The 13492-nt window shown below is 72.2% G+C and carries 11 protein-coding genes; 4 read left to right on the forward strand and 7 right to left on the reverse strand.

The genetic code is table 11. The features are described from left to right. Positions 1-42: 42 nt before the first annotated feature. The gene (locus DIZ27_RS10460; protein ID WP_109378061.1) at positions 43-1290 is read left to right on the forward strand and encodes a C40 family peptidase; all 1248 of its coding nucleotides are present in this window, start codon (positions 43-45) and stop codon (positions 1288-1290) included. Here the strand turns inward: DIZ27_RS10460 and DIZ27_RS10465 are convergent. Genes DIZ27_RS10465 through DIZ27_RS10485 form a run of 5 tightly spaced genes read right to left on the reverse strand, consistent with a single transcriptional unit; the run spans position 1251 to position 7043 of the window. Then, the gene (locus tag DIZ27_RS10465; protein WP_109378062.1) at positions 1251-2516 is read right to left on the reverse strand and encodes a styrene monooxygenase/indole monooxygenase family protein; all 1266 of its coding nucleotides are present in this window, start codon (positions 2514-2516) and stop codon (positions 1251-1253) included. The two genes, DIZ27_RS10460 and DIZ27_RS10465, sit on opposite strands and share 40 nt — an antisense overlap. A 55-nt stretch (positions 2517-2571) precedes the next feature. Beyond that, on the reverse strand, positions 2572-3210 hold the full coding sequence (locus tag DIZ27_RS10470) for an ATP/GTP-binding protein (protein ID WP_109378063.1): 639 nt from the start codon (positions 3208-3210) through the stop codon (positions 2572-2574). Beyond that, a complete protein-coding gene (locus DIZ27_RS10475) occupies positions 3191-3613 on the reverse strand; it encodes a DUF742 domain-containing protein (protein ID WP_109378064.1) in 423 nt (140 codons plus the stop codon). The genes DIZ27_RS10470 and DIZ27_RS10475 overlap by 20 nt, the downstream gene beginning before the upstream one ends. Then, complete coding sequence (locus DIZ27_RS10480) at positions 3610-4158, reverse strand: roadblock/LC7 domain-containing protein (RefSeq protein ID WP_109378065.1); 549 nt, start codon at positions 4156-4158, stop codon at positions 3610-3612. The genes DIZ27_RS10475 and DIZ27_RS10480 overlap by 4 nt, the downstream gene beginning before the upstream one ends. Next, positions 4155-7043 (reverse strand): nitrate- and nitrite sensing domain-containing protein, encoded by a 2889-nt coding sequence (locus tag DIZ27_RS10485; RefSeq protein WP_258308320.1) that lies wholly within the window; start codon positions 7041-7043, stop codon positions 4155-4157. The genes DIZ27_RS10480 and DIZ27_RS10485 overlap by 4 nt, the downstream gene beginning before the upstream one ends. A gap of 431 nt (positions 7044-7474) precedes the next feature. Between DIZ27_RS10485 and DIZ27_RS10490 the strand changes: the two genes are divergently transcribed. Further along, a complete protein-coding gene (locus tag DIZ27_RS10490; RefSeq protein WP_109378067.1) occupies positions 7475-8260 on the forward strand; it encodes a protein phosphatase 2C domain-containing protein in 786 nt (261 codons plus the stop codon). 195 nt (positions 8261-8455) lie between these two features. On the opposite strand, the gene DIZ27_RS10495 is transcribed toward DIZ27_RS10490, so the two are convergent. Beyond that, positions 8456-8950, reverse strand: coding sequence for a MarR family winged helix-turn-helix transcriptional regulator (locus tag DIZ27_RS10495; protein ID WP_109378068.1), 495 nt, complete (start codon positions 8948-8950; stop codon positions 8456-8458). Positions 8951-9164: 214 nt separating this feature from the next. Between DIZ27_RS10495 and DIZ27_RS10500 the strand changes: the two genes are divergently transcribed. Beyond that, positions 9165-9992, forward strand: coding sequence for a lysozyme (locus DIZ27_RS10500; protein WP_109378069.1), 828 nt, complete (start codon positions 9165-9167; stop codon positions 9990-9992). Between the two features lie 121 nt (positions 9993-10113). Here DIZ27_RS10500 and lon read toward each other — a convergent pair whose 3' ends face one another. After that, entirely contained in the window at positions 10114-12546 is a 2433-nt protein-coding gene (gene lon, locus DIZ27_RS10505; protein WP_109378070.1) for an endopeptidase La, read from the reverse strand. 188 nt (positions 12547-12734) lie between these two features. Between lon and DIZ27_RS10510 the strand changes: the two genes are divergently transcribed. Continuing rightward, positions 12735-13448, forward strand: a complete 714-nt coding sequence (locus DIZ27_RS10510) for a spermidine synthase (RefSeq protein ID WP_109378071.1) — start codon at positions 12735-12737, stop codon at positions 13446-13448. Positions 13449-13492 lie beyond the last annotated feature (44 nt).

Raw genomic sequence — 13492 nt, forward strand, 5'->3', positions numbered from 1 at the left:
ACGATGCGGAGCGGAGGATCCGCCCGCGTCGGAGGTGATGGCATGTCAGGAATGCTTCTGTGTCTGGTGTGTACGGCGGCGGTCGCGGCCGGGACCGTTCTCGCACCGGTGCCCGCGACGGCCGTTCCGAAGCCGCCGGGGAGCACCGCGGTTCGGCTCCCCAGGGGCGACGACGGAGCTCTCGAACCGCCTGCGGGCACCGCAGCCGAACCCCGCAAGCGGTCCGTCGCCGAGTTGCTGACGGACCTTCAGCGGCTGTACCACGCGGTGGGGAAGGCCACCGCGGCCTACGAGGCCACCAGGGAACGGCTGACGAGGCAGCGCGCCGAGACCCGACGGCTGGAGAGCGCCCTCGCCCGCGCCCGGCTCTCCCTGCACCACAGCCGGGGCACGGCCGGGCGGCTGGCCCGGCACCAGTACCAGAACAGCACCGGGATCTCCCCGTACGTACGGCTGCTGCTGGCACGCGATCCGCAGCACGCTCTCGACCAGGGGCATGTGATCGGGCGGCTGGCGCGCAACCGGGCGGACGCGGTGGGCCGGCTGACCGGCAGTGAGAAGCGGGCCGACGAGCTCGCCCGGCGGGCCCGCAGGGCGCTCGACGACCGGCTCGCCCTCACCGAACGGCGCGGGAAGGAGCGGGACGCGGTGCGTGAGCGGCTCGGCGAGGTCGAGGAACTGCTCGCCTCGCTCAGCCCCGAGGAGCTGGCCGCCCTCGCCGAGCGGGAACGGGCCGAAGTGGCCCGGGACCAAGCGGAGTTCCTGGCCTCCGGCGCCCTGGGCGCACCCGGTGCTCCCGGCGGCGGGCGCACCCCCTCCGCGGCGGGCGAACAGGCCGTGCGGTACGCGGTGGAGCAGATCGGGAAGCCGTACGAGTGGGGCGCGGAAGGCCCCGGGGCGTACGACTGTTCGGGACTGACGTCCGAGGCGTGGGGTGCCGCCGGAACACCCGTCCCCCGGACCAGTCAGGAGCAGTGGGCGCGGCTGGAGCGGGTCGCGCTGGACGAACTGCGGCCGGGTGACCTCGTCGTGTACTTCCCCGAGGCCACGCATGTCGCCCTCTACCTGGGTGACGGCATGGTGGTGCAGGCACCCCGGCCCGGCGCGCGGGTCAAGGTCTCCCCGATCGCGGCCAACCCGGTCCTGGGCGCCGTACGCCCCGACCCGGGCGGGGAGCCCCTGCGGCGCTATGTGCCGCCGGAGCTCCCCGAGGGGGCCACGGAGGGACCCGACCAGGGCTACGCGCGCGCCTACGCGCCGCCCGCCGCTGTTGAGACCTCCGCCAGGTAGGCCCCGGCCTTCTCCGGGTCGTAGAAGAAGTTCTCGAGGTCGGCCGGGTTGTCGAAGCAGTTGACGAACCGGTCGGCGACGGGCTGGAGGCTGCCCGCGGCGCCGAGCACCTCGAGGACGTGCGCGGGCGGCGGGGCCAGCATGGCGTTGGTCCACTTGGTGACGTGCTGGGCCGTGTCCCAGTAGCGGTCGAAGGTCTGCCGCATCCACGCCTCGTCGAACGGCTGCTCACCGTGCTCGACGATCGAGGCGAGGTAGGAGGCGGCGCACTTGGAGGCCGAGTTGGAGCCCTGGCCGGTGATCGGGTCGTTGGCCACGACCACGTCCGCGACGCCGAGGACCAGGCCGCCGCCGGGCAGCCGGCCGACGGGGTTGCGGACGGTCGGGGCGTAGCGGCCGGCGAGGGTGCCGCCGGCGTCGGTCAGTTCGACCTTGCCGGTCCGCGCGTGCTCCCAGGGGAGGAACTTCTCCATGAGTTCCAGGGTCAGGGAGAGGTGCTCCGCCGGGTCCTTGACGTCCTTGAAGGCGTCCAGCGGGCCGCCGGGTATGCCCTCCCAGAACAGGATGTCGGCGCGGCCCGAGGTGGTGAGGGTCGGCATGATGAACATCTCGCCGACGCCGGGGACGATGTTGCAGCGGACCGCCTCGGTGTCCGGGTGCTCCGGACGCGGCTCCAGCCCGTGGACGTAGGCCACCGCGAGCGCCCGCTGCGGCTCGGCGTACGGGGAGCGCGAGGCGTCGCGGCCGAACATCTGCACGAGTTCGCCCTTGCCCGCGGCGACGAGCACGAGGTCGTACGTACGGGAGAAGTAGTCCAGGTCGCCGACGGCCGCGCCGTGGATGACCAGCTGGCCGCCGCGCTGCGCGAACGTGTCCATCCAGCCCGCCATCTTCACCCGCTGGTCGACCGACTGCGCGAACCCGTCGAGCAGGCCCAGCCAGTTGATCGCGCGCTGCGTCGGGCCCGGGTCGTGCGAGCCGGGGGCCGCGACCGAGACACCGAGCCCCTGGATCTTCGGGGCCTGGGACTCCCAGAAGTTCAGCTGGAGATCGCGCTCGTGCTGCAGGGCCGTGTGGAACATGCACTGCGTCGACATCACCCGTCCGGTGCGGATCTCGTCCGCGGTCCGGTTGGACATCAGGGTGACCTCGTACCCGTGCGACTGAAGACCGAGGGCGAGCTGGAGACCGGACTGGCCGGCTCCGACGACGAGTATTTTCCGCATACGGGGAGTTCTCCTAGGGGACGGGGGCTTCCGGCAGCCGAGCGGGGCTTCCGGGCTACTCCGGGGTTTCCTCGAGCGCGTGACCCACCAGGGACAGGAGGGTCTCGACGACCGAGATCCGGCTCCGGGCGTCCATGATCATGACAGGTATGTGGGCCGGGATGGTGAGCGCCTCCCGCACGTCGTCCGGCTCGAACAGCTCGGTCTCGTCGAAGTGGTTGACCGCGACGATGTACGGCAGTCCGCAGCTCTCGAAGTAGTCGAGCGCCGGGAAGCAGTCCTTGAGCCGGCGGGTGTCGGCCATGACGACCGCGCCGATCGCACCGCGCACCAGGTCGTCCCACATGAACCAGAACCGCTGCTGCCCCGGCGTGCCGAAGACGTAGAGCACCAGGTCGTCGTCGAGCGTGATGCGGCCGAAGTCCATGGCCACGGTGGTGGTCAGCTTGTCCGGCGTGGCGGTGAGGTCGTCGGTCTCGGCGCTCGCCTCGGTCATCAGCGCCTCGGTCTCCAGAGGCTTGATCTCCGAGACGGTGCTGACCAGCGTGGTCTTGCCGACTCCGAAGCCGCCGGCCACCACTATCTTCGTGGCGATCGGGGCGCGGGTGCGGTCCGTCTGCCAGGGCAGCAACTGCTCGTCGTCCTCGACGAGCGGGGAGACGCCTTGAACTGCGTCAGAGACGGCGGAGTCCACTCAGCACCCTTTCCAGCAGCACGCGGTCCGGGCGGCCCGTGCCGTGGCCGGTTCCCGTTCCGTAGACACGGATCTTTCCCTGGTCCGCGAGGTCGCTCAGGAGCACCCGGACCACGCCGAGCGGCATCCTCAGCAGCGCGGCGATCTCGGCCACCGTGCGCATCCGGCGGCACAGTTCGACGATGGCCCGCATCTCCGGCATGATCGTCGACTTCAGCGAGCCCTGCGTCAGCTCCTTGCGCTGCTCGGCGGCCTCCAGTTCGGCGGTGGCCGCCACGAACGTCTCGACGAGGAGCACATGGCCGAAGCGGGTACGGCCGCCCGTGAGCGAGTAGGGGCGGACCCGGGCGGGTTTACGGTCCCCGCCGCGGATCGGGAGGTTCTTCCTGGTTTTACCGCTCAACAGGGGCTCCCGGTGGACTCGTTCTCCAGGGTCTTGTTCTCCATGGACTTGCGCAGTTCGCTGCGGAGTTCGGGGGTCAGGACATGGCCGGCCCGGCCCACGAACAGGGCCATGTGGTACGCCACCACGCTCATGTCGCACTCCGCGGAGCCGTGCACCCCGAGCAGCGAGCCGTCGCTGATCGACATCACGAACAGACTGCCCTCGTCCATCGCCACCATGGTGTGCTTGACCTGGCCGTAGTCCATCAGCTTGGCGGCGCCGACGGTCAGGCTGCCGATGCCGGAGACGACGGTGGCCAGATCGGCGGCGGAGCCTCGCGGGCCGGCGCGTTTCCCGGTCCGCGCCTCGAGTGCCCCGGCGGCGGCCTCGCCCCGGTTCGTCCGGGCGGGCACGAGATCGGGGTCGGAGGAGAGCAGCAGCAGCCCGTCGGAGGAGACCACGGCGACCGAGAGGATGCCGGGCACCTCCTCGACGAGGTTGGTCAGCAGCCAGTGCAGGTTGCGGGCCTCACTGCTCAGTCCGAAGGTACTGGGCGTGGTCAACTGCTTGCCTCCTCGACGGTGCCCCCCGTGGCTTCTTCGGATGGTGCGGCCGCGGTGGACGGCGGGCGGTGCGGTCCCGTCTCCTCGGCGATCTCCACTTCGACGTCCCGGCGTCCGGCCTCCGCCCCCCGGCGGAAGCCGCCGAGGCGGCGCCGCAGGGCGTCGGCGTCCACCGAGCCGGTGCGCTGCCTGGGGGCCTCGGCGCGCGCGGCGATCTTCGGTGTGCGTTTGGGCAGGCCCTTGGCGGTGACCGGCTCCTCCTCCACCGCCGGACCGTCGGGCACGCGCGTGTGCTCGGCGCCGGGGGCGGGGGCGGGCACCGACCGGGTCGGCGGTGAGGCCGGAGGCTCGGGCCTGGTGTCCGGCTGGGCATCCGGGGCCTTCGCGTCCGCCGCCGCGGTCGCGTCGGGCGCGGGCGCGGGCGACGGGATCAGCAGTTCCATGGTGGTCTCGGCGGGCCGCTGATGCGTCCCGTCCACAGCCTCGGGGCCACCGTCGCCGTCGCTGTCACCGGCTCCGGCGAGGGGCTCGGCGGCGGCCTCGGCAGGGGCGTTCTCCGCGGGCTCCTTCGGCGCGTCGCCTGTTGGCTCCTGCTCGGCGGGTGCCTCCGCGGCCGGTGCCTTCGCGGCGGGTTGCTGCTGCTGTACGGCCTGTTCCGCCAGGGCGACCAGCGGGTCGTCGCTCTCCGTACGGCCGTGCAGGACGTTGGCGTTGGCCTCGGCATCCGCGCCCGGCAGGGAGACGCGCTCCGCACCGGCGGCGCCGGAACCGGAGGCGGGTACGGCGGTGGGCGGGGCGGGCTTGGCGGCCAGCAGGGTCGTGGGAAGGACCACGACCGCGGCGACACCGCCCTGCTTCTGCTCCCGCAGCCGCACCCGCACCCCGTGCCGCTGGGCGAGCCGGGCCACGACGTACAGGCCGAGTCCGAGGCCGTCCTCGCCCTCGTGCTTGTAGTGCGCCTCCGGGTCGGAGTCGGACAGGCGGGCGTTGAGCCGCTCCAACCGCTCCCCGTCCATGCCGATGCCCTCGTCCTGCACGGAGAGCATGACCTCGCCGCTCTCCATCAGCCAGCCGGAGATCTCGACGGGCAGGTCGGGCGGGCAGAACGAGGTGGCGTTCTCCAGGAGTTCGGCCAGCAGATGGCTGAGGTCGTCGGCGGCGAACCCGGCGATGTGCGCGTGCGGCGGCAGCGAGCCGATCCTGACCCGCTCGTACCGCTCGATCTCGCTGACCGCGGCCCGTACGACGTCGACGAGCGGCACCGGGCCCGCCGCGTGCTGGACGTGTTCGGCGCCGGCGAGGACGAGGAGGTTCTCGCTGTGCCGGCGCATCACCGTGGCGAAGTGGTCGAGCTTGAACAGGGTGGCCAGGCGGTCCGGGTCGTCCTCGCGCTCCTCCAGGCCCTCGATGACGCCGAGCTGCCGTTCGACCAGGCCGAGGGTGCGCAGCGCCAGGTTGACGAAGGTGCCGCCGATGCTGGTGCGCAGCTGCTCCAGACGGGCGGCGGACTCGGTGAGCTCGGTGCGCAGCTCCTCGCGGGCATCGGCCATCCGCTGCCGCTGCGCGACGAGGTGCTTGCGGTCGGCCTCGAGGGTGGCGATCCGCGTGGCGAGCTGCGCGGCGTGCGCGTGCAGGGCGTTGACGGAGCGGACGACCTGGGCGAACTCGTCGTTGCGTCCGGTGAAGGTGACCGGCTCTTCGACGCTCGGGTCCTCGGCCCCGGCGAGGCGGGCCGAACCGCGGCGCAGCACGGACAGCGGGCGGGTGAGGGTGCGGGCCATGGCGGTGGCGACGCCGACCGCGAGCAGCATGAGAGCGCCGAGGACGGCGACGTGGATCTCCAGCGCGGTGACGTCGTCGTCGCGCAGCTGGGCGAGGTCCTTGGTGCGCTTCTCGAAGAGGGCGGACTCCACTCCGCGCATCGTCTCGACGCGGGCGGTGAGCGCAGCCTCCAGTTTCTTGGCGTCGGTGGCGAGTTCGTCGCCGGAGAGGGACGGCTGGTCGGTGAGGCTCGCGAGGTACTTCTCGGCGGAGTCGACCTCGGGTCCGGTCACCGTGGAGTCGTAGGACGCGCGGGCCGCCTTGGGCGCCGTGTCGCGGAAGTCGGCGAGGGCGGCGTCGGAGCGCAGGCGGGCCTGGAGGGCCGCGGCGGTCAGCTCGTCGCGCCGCTCGGTGTCGGCGTCCGAGGAGGCGGTGGACGTGGTGGGCAGACCGGTGATCGGGTCGATGACGGTCTGGGTGGTGCTCGGCACGTTGAGTGCGGCGAGCAGCAGCCCGCGGGTGGCGGCTGCCTGCTGGACGGCGGAATCCAGTTCGGCGAGCGCGTAGGCTCCGGAGCCCGCACGGGGCGGGGTCCGCTCCGCGAGCTGCTCGGCGAGCCGGTGCAGCTGGGTGATGGCGGTGGAGTACGCCTGGTGCGCCTCGAGCGCGCCGCTCTTGCCGGTGAGCGCCGCCCTGCGCACGGCCGCGATGGCGTCGAGGTCGTCGCGCATGGCTTTGGAGGTGCCGGTGTCGGCGCGCAGCTCCTCGACCTGGCGGTCGACGCGGGCGCTGTCCTGTTCGGCGGGTGCCTTGGACTTGGGGCGGCCGGCCGCGATGTAGGACGTGACCTCGTCCCGTTCGTCGGCGAGGGAGTGCGCGAGCGTCAGGGCGTCCTGGGTCCGCTCGGCGAGGGTCACCAGGCTCTGGGAGTCGTTCAGTTGCCCGGAGGCCGCCAGCACGGACGGTGTTCCGGCGCCCGCGATCGCGGCGGCCACCACCGCGACGGCCACGATGAGCCGGTTGCGCACATGGGTGGGGCGGCCCTTGCCGACGGTGGGCTTCTGGTCGGCGTCCCCCGTGGGGGCCGTCTGCTTGCCTGTGCGACGAGGCCGCGTCTTCTGCACCGGTGCTCGCATTCCTGACTCGTGTACCCGTGGGTCCGGGTGACGCTCCGTCATCAGGCGTCTACGCCCTGCTCGTGACAGGCACCTGCGTCCTGCCCGGACTGTCGACCGCGCTGGGCCCGTGAGACGCCCCCATCGCTCCCCGACCCTCCCAGCGCCTCTGGGCACTGGATGCGCATCACCTGACCCGCCACTCGAAGGAGTGAACATCGGAGGCGAGTTGAGGGGCAAGTCCCGCCACGTCCCGCAGCGGCCGTGCGCGGCGGGCCGGTTGGACGTCTGCGGCGGCCAATGGCAGGATTCGCCGCCACGCGCGCCCGGAGCGCGGCATTCCCACCCAAAATCGGCTACTGACCTGCACGGTCCCGGGAAATCAGCGAACATGTCCGACCTCCGGCTGCCCTTGTGGAGGCCTCGTGCAGACTGGGAGAATGCGTACTGAACTCGCCTCGGAGCCCGGCGACGCGGACCGCCCCAACGAGGACTTCGCCAGTGTCGGACTTCCGGCCTCCGGACAGGGCGGTTCACTGGTCGTACTGGACGGCGTCACGCCCCCGCGGGACGGGGCGGGCTGCCGGCACTCCGTCCCCTGGTTCACCGCGCGGCTCGGCGGAGCACTCGCCGAACTGACCGTTTCACTCCCGGATGTCCCCCTGGCCGACCTGCTGTCCCGGGCCCTTGTGCGTACCGCCGGCGCACACCTCGAAACCTGTGACCTTTCTCACCCGCGCACTCCTCAGGCGACGGTGGTGCTGGCCCGCTGGTCACCAGAGTTCGTCGAGTACCTGGTGCTGGCCGACTCAGTCCTGCTCGTCGAGTCCCCCGACGGGGCGGTCACCCCGCTGCTGGACGACCGATTGGCCCTGCTGCCCCGTTCGGCCCTGGCCACGGACGCACTGGTGGACGCCACGGTGCGGAACAAGGAGGGCGGCTTCTTCACCGCGGCCGCCGACCCGTCGGTCGCGGCGCGCGCGGTCACCGGAACCCTTCCGCGTGCCGAGGTGCGCGCCCTGGCCGCCCTGACGGACGGGGCCGCGCGCTGGGTGGAGAAGTTCCGCGAGGGCGACTGGACGGAGTGTCTCGCCCTTGTCCGCAAGGAGGGGCCGCGGGCGCTGGTGGATCGCGTACGGGCCCTGGAGCGGGCGGACACGGACCGGGTGGTGCTGGGCCGGAGCAAGACGCACGACGACGCGACGGTGGTGTACGTGGAGTTCTGACTCCCCGTACGCCACCCTGTTCACCCGTACGCCGCCGGACTCCCCCGTACACCGCCGGACTCGATCGCTCCGGTACGCCGAACGGTGTCCCGCTTCCCCCCGAACGGCACCCCGCTCACTCCGATTGCTCCGATTACCCCGAACAGTGCCGTACATCCCCCGGACGGTGCCGAGTTGCCCCGAACGGCGCTCCGGTCACCTGTCCGTCCCGCGGTTCAGCTGGTGCAGCAGCCGGGCGAGTTCCGTGACCTCGCCGGTGTCCCAGTCGGCGAGGCGGCGGGCGTAGCGCGCGCGGCGGGCCTCGCGGACCCTGCTCATCCGGTCCCGGCCCTCCGGGGTGAGGGCGACCAGCCAGGCGCGGCCGTCGGCGGGGTCCGGCTCGCGGGTGACGAGCCCGAGTTCCTCCAGGGCGTGCAGCTGACGCGACATCGTCGCCTTGCCGACGCCGATGTAGGCGGCGAGTTCGGTGGCCCGCTGCTTGCCGCGCTCATCCAGACGGACGAGCAGACCGTACGCGGACGGTTCCAGGTCCGGATGGACCTCGCGGGACATCTCGCCCTGGTTGGCCCTGGCGCGGCGCAGCAGCACCGTCAACTCCCTTTCCAGAGCGAGGAATCCGGGCTGGTCCACACCGCTCGCGGGCGCCTCGGACGAGGTGTCCTCTGCGCCGCCGTTTCCGCCTTCGTGCACGTCAGTTCCCGCCTCGGTTTTCCCGGTCGTCCGTGTTCCCGCCGAGTGGCGACGCCGCTACGGCTCCGCAAGTATTTCGCAGACGCGGCCCGGCGGCGGTTTCCGAATCCCTGGGGAGCCCTGGGGTCCCCGGGGCTCACGTCGCGGTCCGCGTGCGTCGCCTCCCTTGCTTCCCCTTCTCAGGGTCCCGCACCAAGTTCCTCGGAGACACGTCATGCCCGTGCACAGATCCGGCTTCACCCGTCTACGCGCGTTCACGACCGTCACGGCGGTCCTGCTCGCGATCCTCGCGCTTCCCCGCGCGACGCCCGCGGCCACGGCGGCCGCCCCCGACGTCCCGCCGCGCGGCTCCGCCCACATGGGCATGGGCGTCGTCGCCCATGACGGCCAGGACGGCGCGCCCACCCACCGCACCGCCTGGACGGAGGGCGTGGACGTCTCCAGCCACCAGGGCGACGTGCCCTGGTCGGCCCTCTGGAACAGCGGGGTCAGATGGGCCTACGCGAAGGCCACGGAGGGGACGTACTACAAGAACCCCTACTACACGCAGCAGTACAACGGTTCGTACGACATCGGCATGATCCGCGGGGCGTACCACTTCGCGACCCCCGACAGGACGAGCGGCGCCGCCCAGGCCGACTACTTCGTCGACAACGGCGGCGCCTGGTCACGCGACGGCATGACACTGCCGGGCGTGCTCGACATGGAGTGGAACCCCTACGGGGACACCTGCTACGGCAAGTCGCAGAGCGCCATGGTGAGCTGGATCCGCGACTTCCTGGACCGGTACCGGGAGCGCACCGGCCGGCACGCCGTGATCTACACGGCGACCAGCTGGTGGAAGCAGTGCACCGGGAACCACGCCGGGTTCGCCGCCGACAATCCCCTGTGGATCGCCCGGTACGCCTCCACCGCGGGTGAGCTGCCCGCGGGCTGGGACTTCTACACGATGTGGCAGTACACCTCGACCGGGCCGACGGTCGGGGACCACGACCTCTTCAACGGCACGGTCGACCGGGTGCGGGCGCTGGCGCTCGGCTGACGCCGCCGCCTCGCACCCCGCCCCTGCCCCTGCCCCTGCCCCTGCCCCGCGCGGTGACGGCCCGGGCCTCCCTCACGGGACCCGGGCCGTCGCCCTTCCGGTGGCGGGCGGCGGACGGCGATCAAGCCGCCACCGGAACCTCCGGCGCCGCGCCGTTCGTCGCCGGCGCGAGCGCCAGCTCCAGGACCTGGCGGACGTCGGTCACGGCGTGGACGTCGAGCCCGTCCAGCACCTCGGCGGGGACGTCGTCCAGGTCGGGCTCGTTGCGCTTGGGGATGATCACGGTGGTGATCCCCGCCCGGTGCGCGGCGAGCAGCTTCTGCTTCACCCCGCCGATCGGCAGCACCCGCCCGGTCAGCGAGACCTCACCGGTCATCGCCACATCCGTACGGACCAGGCGCCCGGAGAGCAGCGAGGCCAGAGCGGTGGTCATCGTGACACCGGCGCTGGGGCCGTCCTTGGGCACCGCACCCGCCGGGAAGTGGATGTGCGCGCCCCGTTCCTTCAGGTCGGCCACCGGCAGCTCCAGCTCGGCGCCGTGCGACCGCAGGAAGCTCAGCGCGATCTGCGCCGACTCCTTCATCACGTCGCCCAGCTGTCCGGTCAGGGTCAGTCCGGCGGCGCCCGTCTCCGGATCGGCCAGGGACGCCTCCACGTAGAGGACGTCACCGCCGGCGCCGGTCACCGCCAGCCCGGTGGCGACACCGGGGACGGCGGTACGGCGCTCGGCCGGGTCCTGGGCGGACTCGGGCACGTGGTGCGGCCGGCCGATCAGTCCTCGCAGATCGCTTTCCGTGACGGTGAACGGCAGCTCCCGCTCGCCCAGTTCGTGCTGGGCCGCGACCTTGCGCAGCAGCCGCGCGATGGACCGCTCCAGGGTGCGTACGCCCGCCTCGCGGGTGTACTCGCCGGCCAGCTTGCGCAGCGCGCCGTCGTCGAGGTCGACCTCGTCCGCGGCGAGTCCGGCCCGCTCCAGCTGACGCGGGAGCAGGTGGTCGCGCGCGATGACGACCTTCTCGTCCTCCGTGTAGCCGTCCAGGCGGACGATCTCCATCCGGTCCGCCAGCGCCTCCGGAATGGCCTCCAGGACGTTGGCGGTGGCGAGGAAGACGACGTCCGAGAGGTCCAGCTCGACCTCCAGGTAGTGGTCCCGGAAGGTGTGGTTCTGCGCCGGGTCCAGCACTTCGAGGAGGGCGGCGGACGGGTCGCCCCGGAAGTCCGAGCCCACCTTGTCGATCTCGTCGAGCAGCACCACCGGGTTCATCGACCCGGCCTCCTTGACGGCCCGCACGATCCGGCCGGGCAGCGCGCCGACGTACGTACGCCGGTGGCCGCGGATCTCGGCCTCGTCGCGGACACCGCCGAGGGCGACCCGGACGAACTTCCGGCCCATCGCGTGGGCGACGGACTCGCCGAGGCTCGTCTTGCCGACACCGGGCGGCCCTACCAGGGCGAGCACGGCACCGCCGCGGCGGCCCCCGACCACGCCGAGTCCGCGCTCGGCGCGCCGCTTGCGCACCGCCAGGTACTCGGTGATGCGTTCCTTCACGTCCTCCAGGCCCGCGTGCTCGGCGTCGAGCACGGCCCGGGCGCCCCGGATGTCGTACGAAGCGGCGCTGTCATCGGTCCGCTCGTTCCACGGCATCTCCAGGACCGTGTCGAGCCAGGTGCGGATCCACGATCCCTCGGGCGACTGGTCGGAGGAGCGCTCCAGCTTGTCGACCTCCTTGAGCGCGGCCTCGCGCACCTTCTCCGGCAGGTCGGCGGCCTCGACGCGGGCCCGGTAGTCGTCGGACTCCTCGGCGGAGTCCTTGCCGTCCTCTCCGTTCAGCTCGCGCAGTTCCTTGCGTACGGCCTCCAGCTGGCGCCGCAGCAGGAACTCGCGCTGCTGCTTGTCGACGCCGTCCTGGACGTCCTTGGCGATGGACTCGGCGACGTCCTGCTCCGCGAGGTGGTCGCGGAGCTGCTGGGTGGCGAGCTTCAGCCGGGCCACCGGGTCGGCGGTCTCCAGCAGCGCCACCTTCTGTTCGGTGGTCAGGAAGGGCGAGTAACCGGAATTGTCGGCGAGGGCGGCGACGTCGTCGATGGCCTGGACCCGGTCGACGACCTGCCAGGCGCCGCGCTTGCGCAGCCAGGCGGTGGCGAGCGCCTTGTACTCCGTGACCAGTTCGCCGACCTGGCCGGGCAGGGGCTCCGGCACGGTCTCCTCGATCCGGGTGCCCTCCACCCACAGCGCCGCGCCCGGCCCGGTGGTCCCGGCGCCGATCCGCACGCGGCTGCGGCCCCGGATCAGGGCGCCCGGGTCGCCGTCAGCCAGCCTGCCGACCTGCTCGACCGTGCCCAGGACGCCGGTACCGGCGTAGGTCCCGTCGAGACGCGGTACCAGCAGGACCCGGGGCTTGCCCGGCGCGGACGCGGCGGCGGCCTGGGCGGCCTCCACCGCGGCGCGCACCTCGGAGTCGCTCAGGTCCAGCGGAACCACCATCCCCGGCAGCACGACCTCGTCGTCGAGCGGCAGCACAGGCAGGGCGAGCGATGTGGACTCAGTAGCCATGATCTCCCTTTCGGCAGTCAAGTTGAGCTATGCCGACTCAATGCTTGTGAGCTACCGAATGTTCCCCGGGCCGCGTTCGCTCTCAGCGATCACTCGCGAGGGCGAAGAAAGGAACCCCGCACGACATGGCCCGCACGGCCCCATGGCCCTGCGGCCCGCTGAACGGAAAGTGCTGCCAGGATGAACGCATGACCACCCCGTACGACATTCCCGAAGTCCTGGACCGCCGCGAGGGCCCGTACGGGGAGGTGGTGCTCCGCCGGCACGGCAGCCTGCTGCAGATCATCGCGAACGGCTGCTTCCTGATGGACACCTCCGACGGCCGTTCGGAACGGCGACTGATCGACGCCGCCCTGGCCGCACTCGATGCCGCCGACACCCCCGCGGGACACGGCCCGCGGCCGGGCCCGCACGTCCTCATCGGCGGACTCGGCGTCGGCTTCTCGCTCGCCCACGCCGCCGCCCAGCCCCGCTGGGGACGCATCACCGTGGTGGAGCGCGAACCCGCCGTCATCGACTGGCACCGCGCGGGCCCGCTGCCCGCGTTCTCGGCGATCTCCGCGCGCGCCCTCGCCGACCCCCGCACGGCGATCGTCGAGACCGACCTGGTGGCGTACGTCAATGAGACTTCCGACACGTTCGACGCGCTCTGTCTCGACATCGACAACGGGCCCGACTGGACCGTCACCGAGGACAACGAAGGGCTCTACTCCCCCACCGGACTCCTGGCCTGCGCAAGGGTGTTGAGGCCCGGCGGGGTACTCGCGGTGTGGTCGGCCAAGCCGTCTCCGGATTTTGAAGAAACCTTGCGTAATGCCGGGTTCCAGCAGGTGCGTACCGAAGAGGTCCCGGTTGCCCGGGGCGTTCCGGACGTCGTGCACATCGGTGTCCGCCCTGGATAGCAAAGGCGCGGTGGCTCCCCGTACGCTGCTGCCTTGGCGCCGAT

It is taken from the genome of Streptomyces sp. NWU339, from assembly GCF_003143855.1.
Lineage (GTDB): Bacteria > Actinomycetota > Actinomycetes > Streptomycetales > Streptomycetaceae > Streptomyces.

What these genes read in the sequence shown, in the direction of transcription:
- DIZ27_RS10465 (WP_109378062.1), bottom strand. Translation starts at nt 2,516, where the DNA reads ATGCGGAAAATACTCGTCGTCGGAGCCGGCCAGTCCGGTCTCCAGCTC.
- DIZ27_RS10490 (WP_109378067.1), top strand. Translation starts at nt 7,475, where the DNA reads ATGCGTACTGAACTCGCCTCGGAGCCCGGCGACGCGGACCGCCCCAAC.
- DIZ27_RS10500 (WP_109378069.1), top strand. Translation starts at nt 9,165, where the DNA reads ATGCCCGTGCACAGATCCGGCTTCACCCGTCTACGCGCGTTCACGACC.
- lon (WP_109378070.1), bottom strand. Translation starts at nt 12,546, where the DNA reads ATGGCTACTGAGTCCACATCGCTCGCCCTGCCTGTGCTGCCGCTCGAC.
- DIZ27_RS10510 (WP_109378071.1), top strand. Translation starts at nt 12,735, where the DNA reads ATGACCACCCCGTACGACATTCCCGAAGTCCTGGACCGCCGCGAGGGC.
- DIZ27_RS10460 (WP_109378061.1), top strand. Translation starts at nt 43, where the DNA reads ATGTCAGGAATGCTTCTGTGTCTGGTGTGTACGGCGGCGGTCGCGGCC.